At 65.2% G+C, this 10,853-nt stretch carries 8 protein-coding genes and 1 riboswitch; of the genes, 6 read left to right on the plus strand and 2 right to left on the minus strand.

The window, feature by feature from the left end; all coding sequences use genetic code 11:
• Positions 1-8: 8 nt before the first annotated feature.
• Positions 9-2,198, minus strand: a complete 2,190-nt coding sequence (locus tag FVP60_RS10975; RefSeq protein WP_246132580.1) for a malate synthase G — start codon at positions 2,196-2,198, stop codon at positions 9-11.
• Between the two features lie 116 nt (positions 2,199-2,314).
• On the opposite strand from FVP60_RS10975, the gene FVP60_RS10980 reads away from it, so the two are divergent.
• The 4 genes from FVP60_RS10980 to thiD all read left to right on the plus strand — a co-directional run bounded on the left by FVP60_RS10980 (position 2,315) and on the right by thiD (position 6,179).
• Positions 2,315-3,079, plus strand: coding sequence for an IclR family transcriptional regulator (locus FVP60_RS10980; protein ID WP_147826337.1), 765 nt, complete (start codon positions 2,315-2,317; stop codon positions 3,077-3,079).
• 86 nt (positions 3,080-3,165) lie between these two features.
• Positions 3,166-3,258: riboswitch (TPP riboswitch) on the plus strand.
• On the plus strand, positions 3,248-4,036 hold the full coding sequence (gene thiM / locus FVP60_RS10985; RefSeq protein ID WP_147826338.1) for a hydroxyethylthiazole kinase: 789 nt from the start codon (positions 3,248-3,250) through the stop codon (positions 4,034-4,036). Its footprint overlaps the riboswitch before it by 11 nt.
• The gene (gene thiE, locus FVP60_RS13250) at positions 4,033-4,731 is read left to right on the plus strand and encodes a thiamine phosphate synthase (protein ID WP_246132581.1); all 699 of its coding nucleotides are present in this window, start codon (positions 4,033-4,035) and stop codon (positions 4,729-4,731) included. The genes thiM and thiE overlap by 4 nt, the downstream gene beginning before the upstream one ends.
• Positions 4,728-6,179 (plus strand): bifunctional hydroxymethylpyrimidine kinase/phosphomethylpyrimidine kinase, encoded by a 1,452-nt coding sequence (thiD, locus tag FVP60_RS10990; protein ID WP_246132582.1) that lies wholly within the window; start codon positions 4,728-4,730, stop codon positions 6,177-6,179. Before thiE ends, thiD begins: the two co-directional genes overlap by 4 nt.
• Here the strand turns inward: thiD and FVP60_RS10995 are convergent.
• Complete coding sequence (locus tag FVP60_RS10995; RefSeq protein ID WP_147826339.1) at positions 6,176-7,420, minus strand: MFS transporter; 1,245 nt, start codon at positions 7,418-7,420, stop codon at positions 6,176-6,178. The two genes, thiD and FVP60_RS10995, sit on opposite strands and share 4 nt — an antisense overlap.
• A 133-nt stretch (positions 7,421-7,553) precedes the next feature.
• Between FVP60_RS10995 and FVP60_RS11000 the strand changes: the two genes are divergently transcribed.
• Positions 7,554-8,909, plus strand: a complete 1,356-nt coding sequence (locus tag FVP60_RS11000) for a cryptochrome/photolyase family protein (protein WP_147826340.1) — start codon at positions 7,554-7,556, stop codon at positions 8,907-8,909.
• 191 nt (positions 8,910-9,100) lie between these two features.
• Entirely contained in the window at positions 9,101-10,696 is a 1,596-nt protein-coding gene (locus FVP60_RS11005) for an isocitrate lyase (RefSeq protein WP_147826341.1), read from the plus strand.
• Positions 10,697-10,853 lie beyond the last annotated feature (157 nt).

Consider the following 10,853-nt stretch of genomic DNA (forward strand, 5'->3'; position numbering starts at 1 on the left):
GGTGCCTGTCAGCCGCGCGACTTCTTTACCTTGCGCATTTCGTGCAGAATCGGCTCGGTGTAGCCGTTGGGCTGTGCCGCACCCTCGATGATCAATCGACGAGCGGCCGCGAATGCGATGCCAGGCTCATCGCAAACGAGCAACGCTTCGTAGGCCGCGTCACCGGCGTTTTGCTCATCAACCACCGGCGCCAATCGGCGCAAGCTGGCGTCGACATCGGCCTCGGTAATCACACCGTGCGCGAGCCAGTTTGCCAACAGCTGGCTGGAGATGCGCAGGGTCGCGCGGTCTTCCATGAGCGCCACACCATTGATGTCGGGCACCTTCGAGCAGCCAACACCCTGGTCGATCCACCGCACGACGTATCCCAGAATCGACTGCACGTTGTTGTCGAGTTCGGTCGCCACAATCTCCGCGGTCAGCTCCTCGTCGACAGCGAGCGGAACCATCAACAACTGCTCAAGAGACGCCGGATCAAAGACGATACCGTCGCGCTGAGCGAAGGCGTCGATCTGGTGGTAGTGCAGGGCGTGCAGGGTGGCGGCCGTCGGCGATGGCACCCACGCGGTCGAGGCGCCCGAGCGCACGTGACCGATCTTCTGCTCGATCATGTCGTGCATGAGATCAGGCATGGCCCACATGCCCTTACCGATCTGAGCGCGACCGTCGAGACCCGCATCCAACCCGATCGCCACATTGCGGTTTTCGTACGTCTGCATAAACGGGCGCGATCGAATGACCGACTTCGGCGGAAAGATGCCCGCGTGAATCGAGGTGTGAATCTCGTCGCCCGTGCGGTCCAAGAAGCCGGTGTTGATGAACACGACACGGTCTGATGCGGCGGCAATGCACGCGGCCAGGTTCGCCGACGTGCGCCGCTCTTCGTCCATGATGCCGATCTTGATGGTGTTCGCATCAAGCCCCAGCAGCTCTTCAACCCGACCGAACAACGAGGCGGCGAACGCTGCCTCTTCAGGGCCGTGCATCTTAGGCTTCACGATGTAGACCGACCCGGTGCGCGAGTTGGCGCCGGCGCGCTCGCCACGGAGATCAGGTAGCGACCCCAGCACGGTCATGATGGCATCGAGCACGCCCTCGAACACCGGCTCGCCCTGCGCGTCGAGCACAGCATCGGTGCGCATGAGGTGGCCGACGTTGCGAATGAAGAGCACCGAACGCCCTGGCAGCGTCAGCGCTGCACCGGCGGGCGTGACGAACGTTCGGTCGGCGGCCATCACTCGCGTGATCGTCTGGCCGCCCTTCGTGATCGACTCGCTGAGCGTGCCATCCATCAGGCCTCGCCAGTTGCGATAGCCGAGTGCCTTGTCCTCCGCATCAACGGCGGCGACCGAATCTTCCAGGTCAATGATGGTGGTGATCGCCGACTCCACGACGATGTCTTGCACCCCAGCCCGGTCGGTAGATCCGATAGTGCCCGCGCGATCGATGACAATCTCCAGGTGCAGACCATTGTGCTTCAGCAAGACCGCGGAGGGCGCCGAGGGTGATCCCGCGTACCCGACGAATGCCGCCGCATCAGCCAACCCCGTCGTTCCGTCGGCCACCTGCACAACCAACGCGCCGGTGGCATCGACCGTATAGCTGCGGGCATCGGCGTGCGAGCCCTGCGCGAGCGGCGCGGCCTGATCCAACAGCGCGCGACCACGGCTGATAACCGCGGCGCCTCGCACGACGTTGTACGTGGCGCCGGGGGCCAAATCGCCCTCCTGCGCAATCGCGTCGGTGCCGTACAGCGCGTCATAGAGCGAACCCCAGCGGGCATTGGCGGCGTTGAGCGCGAAGCGGGCGTTGAGCAGTGGAACCACGAGCTGCGGTCCGGCGGTGGTGGCGATTTCCGGGTCCACATTGGTCGTTGAAATCGCAACGTGCTCGGGCGGAGCCACGAGATAGCCAATGCGCGTGAGGAATTCGCGATAGGCCTCGGCGTCGGGTTGGCCCGGGTTCGCGCGGTGGTAGTCATCGATCTGCTGTTGCAGGGTGTCGCGCTTGGCGAGGAGCTCCTCGTTGCGCGGGGTGAGGTCCCGGATGATCGCCGCGACGCCCGCCCAGAAATCGTCGGCGTCGAGCCCGAAGGTCGCGAGCGTCGACTCCGCGAAGTCGGCGATCTCGCGGGCGACGGCAAGGTCAGCGCGCGTCAGGTATTCGGTGCGGGACTCTGCGGTGAGCGACTCGGTCACGGCTCTACTCCTTCGTACGACGTCTTGTGCTGCGCCGGCGAACGGCCACCGGCGGCGTGCGCTCCACGGTACGGAATCTTCCACAAACCGGAGCGTAAGTTTCATATCGTGGAATCATGACCGAAATGGCACCCGCCGGATCCGTGCAATCCGTGACCCGCGCCTTCGCCCTCCTCGAGGCGATTGCCGTCGCCGATGGGGGGTTGCAGCTCGCCGTCGCGGCCGAACGCACCGGGCTCGCGGTGCCGACAGCGCATCGCCTGCTCGGAACCATGCAGCGACTCGGATATGTGCACCAGACCGAGCAGCGCCGGTATGCGCTCGGCGCCGGCCTGATCGGACTCGGCAAACGCGCCGTGCCTCCGCTCGCCGAGACGGCGACGCCGCTACTGGAGCGCCTCGAAGACGAATTCAATGAGACCGCGAATCTCGCCGTGCTTGACGGCGACCTCGTGCTCTACGTTGCACAGACGCCGTCGCGACACCGCATGCGCATGTTCACCGAGGTGGGTCGGCGGGTGCTGCCACACTCCACCGGCGTCGGCAAGGCGATGCTGTCGCTCATGCCGGAAGATCGCGTCGAAGCGCTCGTCGAGCGCACCGGACTCCCCCGGTTCACCCCAGCCACGCTCGTGACGGTCGATGCCTTCCTCGCCGATCTGCGGCTCTCCCGCAGCCGCGGATTCGCCGCAGACGACAGCGAACAAGAGGTCGGTGTGCGTTGCATCGCCGTCGCGGTGCCCGGGCTCGATCAACCCACCGCCATCTCCGTGTCGGGCCCCGTCACCCGCATTACCAGCGCACTGGTTCCGTCGGTCGTGAAAGCCCTCAAGGCTGCGGCCGACGACCTGCGCGCCACCGCCACCACGCACCACGGCTAACAAGCACCACGACTAACGCGCGCTCCACCCAACGCGGAGAACGTGAGCGCGCACGAACGGCACGCCCGTGCGCGTCTGCTAGCGTGGCTGGTGACTCGGGGTGTCCCGCCAGGGACTGAGATCACACCCGCCGAACCTGTCGAGATCATGCTCGCGAAGGAATGTCATATGAGCGCTGTTCTGCCTACCCGCACGCCCGCCGAAGCCCTCGAGGCTCTCCGCACCACTCCGCCTCTGACGCAGTGCATCACCAACGCCGTGGTGACCAATTTCACGGCGAACGTCTTGCTCGCGCTGGGTGCGGCTCCGGCAATGTGCGACATCGTTGGCGAGGCGGGCTTGTTCGCCGGCATCGCCGATGGCGTGCTGATCAACCTCGGCACGCCGACGCCCGAACAGCAGGGCGCGGCTCGCGAAGCCGCCACCGCAACGTCGCGTTGGGTGCTCGACCCGGTCGCGATCGGCGCCCTGCCGGTGCGCACGGCCCTGGCGCACGAGCTCGTGGAGCATCGGCCCGCGATCGTTCGCGCCAATCCGTCGGAGATCATGGCCCTCGCCGGGGCCGGAACCGGGGGTCGCGGCGTCGACGCGACCGACGATGCTGAGTCGGCACTTCCGGCAGCGCAATCGCTTGCGGCGCGCTTTGGCTGCGTCGTGGCCACCAGCGGACCGATCGATGTCATCACAAACGGGGAGCACACCGTGCGGGTCGCCGGTGGGTCGGCGTTGCTCACCAGGGTCACGGGTGGCGGTTGCTCTCTCGGTGCCACGATGGCCGCGTTCTTAGGTGTCACCGATGCATTCTCGGCGGCTGTCGCGGCGAGCGTCGTGCACGCGCGGGCTTCGGAACGCGCCGCCGCGAGCGCCACCGGCCCTGGGTCGTTTGCCGTCGGCTTCATTGATGCACTCGCCGCCCTGCAGCCGGCTGACCTCGACGGTTGGGAGGCCCGAGCATGACGTGGGATCTTTCCCTGCATGTGCTGACGGATGATTCCGTTGCCGACACCCAGTTGATCGATATCGTCGGCCAGGCCGTTTCTGCGGGTGCGACGGTCATTCAGTTGCGTGCCAAGAACCAGCCGGCTCGGGAGCAGGTCGCGCTTGCGGCCGCCCTCTCCCACGTGATCGACGGTCGTGCGGCTCTCATCGTGAACGATCGTCTCGATGTCGCCCTCGCCGCACGCTTTGCCGGGGCGCGCATCGATGGCGTGCACCTCGGTCAGAGCGACGTCTCCCCTATCGCCGCCCGGGCCCTGCTCGGCCCTGCTGCCCTCATTGGGTGGACGGCCGACACCCCGGCGCACGTCGCGGCGGCCGCCGCAATGCCGGCTGCGACCCTCGACTACCTGGGCACGGGCGCGATTCACCCGACAGCCACCAAGCCAGACGCGCCGGATGCGCTCGGCGTCGATGGCTTCGCGGCGCTGGTTCGAACGACGCCGCTGCCCTGCGTCGCGATCGGCGGCATCACGATCGACGATGTGACGCCATTGACGGCGGCTGGCGCCGCTGGTGTCGCCGTGGTGTCGGCGGTGCTCAGCGCTCCCGACCCCGGCGCCGCGACGGCCGCGTTACGCGCGGCCCTGCATGGTTCCGCTCGCCGTCAGCACACCGCACCAACCAACGTCGCCCTGTCAGGAAAACTCGCATGATCCCCCGCATTCTCAGCATCGCCGGTACCGACCCCTCCGGCGGCGCCGGATTGCAGGCTGATCTCAAGTCGATCGATGCCTTCGGCGGATACGGCATGGGGGTGGTGACCGCACTCGTCGCACAGAACACGCATGGCGTGCGCGCGGTTCATGTGCCCGAGCTCGCCTTCTTGCAGCAACAGCTCGAGGCGGTCAGTGACGATGTTGTGATCGATGCAGTCAAGCTCGGGATGCTGCATTCCGCTCCCGTGATTACCGTGGTCGATGCCTGGCTCAAGAGTGTTCGCCCGCCTCTGGTGGTTCTCGATCCGGTGATGGTCGCGACCTCCGGCGATCGCCTTCTCGATGCCGCAGCCGTGACCGCGCTTCGAGCGTTGTGCGGCCGCACCCACCTGGTCACCCCCAATCTTCCTGAGCTGGCCATTCTTGTTGACCAGCCCGAGGCGCAAACATGGAGGGAGGCGCTCGCTCAAGCGCAGGCGCTGGCCCTCACGCACGACACGACGGTTCTCGTTAAGGGTGGGCATTTGCCTGGCGACACAGCGCCCGATGCGATCGTCACCCCCACGACGGTTTTCGAGGTGCCGGGTGAGCGCATTGCCAGCACAAACACGCACGGAACCGGCTGCTCACTGTCGTCGGCGATGGCGACTCTCGGCGCGCTTGGTTTCACGTGGAACGATGCGCTCGTTCGGGCTAAATCGTGGCTGCTAGGCGCGATTAAAGCAGGATCCGAGCTCGGTGTCGGCAGCGGCAACGGACCGGTCGACCACCTGCATGAGATCCGGCCCCACATCGATCTCGGTCGATCCTTCACGGCCGACGTGTGGGGCGCGAACGCCGCCGTTCAGCGTGACATCGAGACGTGCTCGTTCGTTGCATCGCTGGCGGACGGCACCCTCCCCCGCGACGCGTTTCACTGGTACCTCGCTCAAGACGCCGTGTATCTGCGCGATTACGCCCGTGTGCTCGCGGCGGCCGCCATGCTTGCGCCCACCAGCGAAGAACAAGACTTCTGGGCACGCGGATCGGCGGGCGCTCTCGCAGAGGAAGCCAATCTCCATCGCACGCACGTGGGTTCCGCAGCCCCCGAGCCGAGCGCAACCACGACGGCGTACCTCAACCATCTGCTCGCGACCGTCGGCCGTGGTTGGTACGCGGAGATCGTCGCTGCGGTCCTGCCCTGCTATTGGGTTTACACGGAAGTCGGCACCGTATTTGGCGGCGATGTCGCGGTCGATCACCCCTACCGCGACTGGCTCGTCACCTATTCAGACCCCGAGTTTGCGGAGGCGACGCGCAGCGCGTGCGCGATCGTTGACCGGGCTGCGCGTCAGGCGTCACCGGCTGAACGTGCAGCCATGGTGCGCGCTTTCGAGGGTGCGATGCGTCATGAACTCGCGTTCTTCTGCGCGCCGCTCGAGCGCGAGCTGGCGGTGCAGTACTAACGCGCGTTGGCCGTGCAGGACGATCGCTGCCGCGAGCGCCGCTGCAGGCTCAGCGACACCAACACAACGATCAGACCGAGCACGGAAAGCACCACGCCGACCAGCGGGGTGGAATGCACGCCGCAACCGGCGGCAATCACAAGCCCGCCCAGGAAGGCGCCGAGCGCGTTGGCGACATTCAGCGCGGCATGATTCATGGCCGCGCCGATCGTTTGTGCATCGCCGGAGACACGCATCAGCCGAATCTGCAGGGCGAGAACAAAGACCGAGCTTGCCGTCGTCATGCCGAAAAACAGCGGCAAAAGTGCCCATCCGGTCGGCGCCAACAACCAGACACCGGCCAGCAACAACGCCTGAGCCGAAGCGGCGGCAATCAACGACCGAAACACCGACCAGTCGACGAGTCGGCCTGCGATCCAGGTGCCAAAGACCATGCCGAGACCGAAGGCAAACAGAAACAGGGGTGCGGTCGATTCGGGGAGCCCACCCACCTCGGTGATGAGCGGAACCACGTAGGTGTAGACAACAAACAGGCCACCAAAGCCGATGGCGCCGGCAAGGAGGGCCAAGATCACCTGCGGCCGGCCGAGCGCGGCGAGTTCGGTGCGCCATGATGCCGTGTCCTCGCCGGCAACCTTCGGAACCACAGCGATCACCGCGACAATGGTTGCGACCCCCAGCGCCGCGACCACCCAGAAGGCCGCGCGCCAGCCAAAATTCTGTCCGAGCCAGGTCGCAGCCGGCACGCCCACCAGATTGGCAAAACTCAACCCCAACATGACCCCCGCCACCGCGCGCCCGGCACGGTGTGGCGGAACCACCGATGCCGCGACAAGCGAGGCGACACCAAAATAGGCGCCGTGCGGAAGCCCCGCGATGAAACGCGCGCCGAGGAGCGCCGGGTATGAGTCAACGATCGCGGTGAGCCCGTTTCCCAGGACGAACAGCGCCATGAGCCCAACCAGCACCGCCCGTCGCGGCCACCGCGCGCCGACAAACGCCATCACCGGAGCGCCGACGACAACGCCAAGCGCGTAGGCCGAGATTGCGTGCCCGGCCTCCGAAATCGATACGCCCACCCCGGCGGCCAGCTGAGGCAACAGCCCCATCGCGACGAATTCCGTGGTTCCGATCGCGAACCCGCCGCACGCGAGCGCAACCAGCAAAAGCCAGATGGGCGCGCGCGTCACAACCGGGTGCAGGGGAAGAACGATGGGCGACGAGGCGGTAGACGAACTCATGAGGCTTTCGGTATGACGGCGAACTCGGCGCAGCACGTGTTCGCCCGCCACCATCAAGCATAAAGACGCCCACGCGTCGCGGCTCCGCTGCACGGCGCTCGCCTAGTCTGGTGAGGATGATGGAAGAGGCCCCATGACTTCGCCAACCCTCGTGTGGTTTCGCGATGACCTGCGCATTGCCGACAATCCGGCGCTGACGGCGGCGGCCGAGCGCGGCGCCCCCATTGTTGCCCTCTTCATCCTCGACGAGGAGTCCGCGGGAATGCGCCCTCTCGGAGCCGCGAGTCGCTGGTGGCTGCACCACTCGGTGGAGTCTCTGCGTGCCCGGCTTGCCGAGCGGGGGGTTCCTCTCGTGTTGCGGCGAGGCGCGGCGGGCGTCGTCGTGCGTGCCATCGTGCGCGAGAGTGGTGCGAGCGCGGTTTTCTGGAACCGTCGGTACGCGAGCGCGGAACGCGCGATCGATAGCGAACTGAAGTCCGGTCTGCGTTCTGATGGTCTCGAGGTGCAGTCGTTCGCCGCATCGCTGCTCTTCGAACCGTGGACCGTTCAGACCGGCGCAGGCACGCACTACTCGGTTTTTACCCCGTTCTGGCGAGCATGCCAGGCGTTGCCTGCGCCGCGCCTCCCCCTCCCGGAACCACAACTCCTGCACCCGGGTTCCGCCGGTGTGCAGAGAATTGTTGCCTCCGACACCCTCGCCGATTGGAACCTCCTGCCGACGGCACCAGACTGGGCGGCGGGGTTGCGCGAAACGTGGACGCCGGGTGAACCCGCGGCGCACGACCGCCTGCGAGAGTTCGTGGCGACCGACCTCCCCCTGTATGACCAGGCGCGCGACGAGCCTTCCGCTGGCGCCACATCTTTACTGTCGCCGCGATTGCGGTGGGGAGAGATCAGTCCGTTCAGCGCCTGGCATGCGGCCACCGGTGCCGGCGGTTCGGCACGATTTCTCAGTGAACTGGGGTGGCGAGAATTCGCTTGGCACACACTGTTCTTCTTCCCGAACCTCGCGACCGCGAACTTGCGCGCCGAGTTCGACAACTTTCCCTGGCCACAACCTGACGCGCAGGCATTGCGGGCGTGGCGCGAAGGCAACACCGGCTTCGGCATTGTCGATGCCGGCATGCGCGAACTCTGGCATACCGGCCACATGCACAACCGCGTGCGCATGATCACGGCGTCGTTCCTGGTTAAGAATCTTTTGATCGACTGGCGCATCGGCGAGCAGTGGTTTTGGGACACGCTCGTCGACGCCGATGCCGCAAGCAATCCATTCAACTGGCAGTGGGTGGCTGGTTCCGGAGCCGACGCCGCGCCCTACTTCCGCATCTTCAACCCCGAACTACAGGCCAAAAAGTTCGACCCGCACGGGCTGTACGTGCAGCAGTGGGCCGCCGACGCTTCACCGTTGAAGATTGTCGATCTCGGGCTCACACGCAAGGCTGCGCTGGGGGCGTATGACGTGGTGAAGCGTTCCGGTCGCCCGTGATTCTTCGGGTCGTGTTGAACCGCGGCGCCGGACGGATTTGCCCGCTCCGAGCACAGGATTCTGCACAACAGTAAAATTTTCGCGAAACTTCTCCTCCGGATTGGTCAGAAGAAGCCTTCTCACTGCCCCATTGTGAGAATAAGCAAACGCCAATGTGAGTGACCGAGTCACCACCCGCCGAAGGAGTCATCGTGACTGCATTCCAAAACGACAAAGAAGCCGTGGATTCGCTCAAGCAGCAGAACGGTTCCAGCTGGGACAGCGTTAACCCGGAATACGTCGCCCGTATGCGTGCACAGAACCGGTTCAAGACGGGTCTGGAGATTGCGCAGTACACCGCAGACATCATGCGCCGCGACATGGCCGAGTACGACAACGACTCCTCCGTCTACACGCAGTCGCTCGGTGTTTGGCACGGCTTCATCGGTCAGCAGAAGCTGATCTCGATCAAGAAGCACCTGAAGACGACCAACAAGCGTTACCTCTACCTTTCCGGCTGGATGGTTGCCGCCCTCCGCTCGGAGTTCGGACCGCTGCCCGACCAGTCGATGCACGAGAAGACATCGGTTCCGGCGCTCATCGAAGAGCTCTACACGTTCCTCCGTCAGGCTGACGCCCGTGAGCTCGACCTGCTCTTCACGCAGCTTGACAACGCACGCGCCGCCGGCGACGAGACGGCAATCGAGTTCATTCAGTCGCAAATCGACAACTACGAAACCCACGTGGTTCCGATCATCGCCGACATCGACGCTGGTTTCGGTAACCCCGAGGCAACCTACCTGCTCGCCAAGAAGATGATCGAGGCGGGCGCCTGCGCCATCCAGATCGAGAACCAGGTTTCCGACGAGAAACAGTGCGGTCACCAAGACGGCAAGGTCACGGTTCCGCACGAGGACTTCATCGCGAAGATCAACGCTGTGCGCTACGCCTTCCTTGAGCTGGGCATCGACAACGGCGTCATCGTCGCACGCACCGACTCGCTCGGAGCCGGCCTCACGCAGAAGCTCGCCGTTAGCAACACCCCCGGTGACCTCGGCGACCAGTACAACGCGTTCCTCGACGTCGAAGAGATTTCTGAGGCCGAGCTCGGCAACGGCGACGTCATCATCAAGCGCGACGGCAAGCTGCTGCGTCCGCGCCGCCTCGCCAGCAACCTCTACCAGTTCCGTCAGGGAACGGGTGAAGACCGCTGCGTTCTCGACTGCATCACGTCGCTGCAGAACGGTGCCGACCTGCTCTGGATCGAGACCGAAAAGCCGCACGTCGAGCAGATCGCTGGCATGGTTGACCGCATTCGCGAGGTCATCCCGAACGCGAAGCTCGTTTACAACAACAGCCCGTCGTTCAACTGGACCCTCAACTTCCGCCAGCAGGCATACGACCTGCTCGCGGAGCAGGGTCAGGATGTCTCGGCATACGACCGCGCCGCGCTGATGAACGTCGAATACGACAACACTGAGCTCGCCACCAAGGCGGACGAGATGATCCGCTCGTTCCAGCGCGATGGTTCCGCTCGCGCCGGAATCTTCCACCACCTCATCACGCTGCCGACGTACCACACGGCTGCGCTGTCGACCGACAACCTGGCGAAGGGCTACTTCGGTGACGAGGGCATGCTCACCTACGTTCGCGACGTACAGCGCCGCGAAATCCGCGAGGGCATCGCCACCGTTAAGCACCAGAACATGGCTGGTAGCGACATCGGCGACAACCACAAGGAGTACTTCGCCGGCGACGCCGCCCTCAAGGCCGGTGGCAAAGACAACACGATGAACCAGTTCGGCTGAGTCCGGGTGGCGGGCGATGAGTCGCTCGTTCACCGGGCCCATCACGTTTCGACGTGGTGGGCCCTTCGTTTGGCCTTCGTGGCGCCCGCTGTACGCGCGCTACGGGATCGCGAAACCCGTAACAACGTCGCGACCACCGCAGGCGGGTACACAAAAA

This window comes from Microbacterium mitrae, from assembly GCF_008017445.1.
Classification (GTDB): Bacteria; Actinomycetota; Actinomycetes; order Actinomycetales; family Microbacteriaceae; genus Microbacterium; species Microbacterium mitrae.

Excerpts from the sequence above, each read along its gene's own strand:
- FVP60_RS10980 (WP_147826337.1), top strand. The coding sequence starts at position 2,315 with ATGACCGAAATGGCACCCGCCGGATCCGTGCAATCCGTGACCCGCGCC.
- thiM (WP_147826338.1), top strand. The coding sequence starts at position 3,248 with ATGAGCGCTGTTCTGCCTACCCGCACGCCCGCCGAAGCCCTCGAGGCT.
- thiE (WP_246132581.1), top strand. The coding sequence starts at position 4,033 with ATGACGTGGGATCTTTCCCTGCATGTGCTGACGGATGATTCCGTTGCC.
- thiD (WP_246132582.1), top strand. The coding sequence starts at position 4,728 with ATGATCCCCCGCATTCTCAGCATCGCCGGTACCGACCCCTCCGGCGGC.
- FVP60_RS10995 (WP_147826339.1), bottom strand. The coding sequence starts at position 7,420 with ATGAGTTCGTCTACCGCCTCGTCGCCCATCGTTCTTCCCCTGCACCCG.
- FVP60_RS11000 (WP_147826340.1), top strand. The coding sequence starts at position 7,554 with ATGACTTCGCCAACCCTCGTGTGGTTTCGCGATGACCTGCGCATTGCC.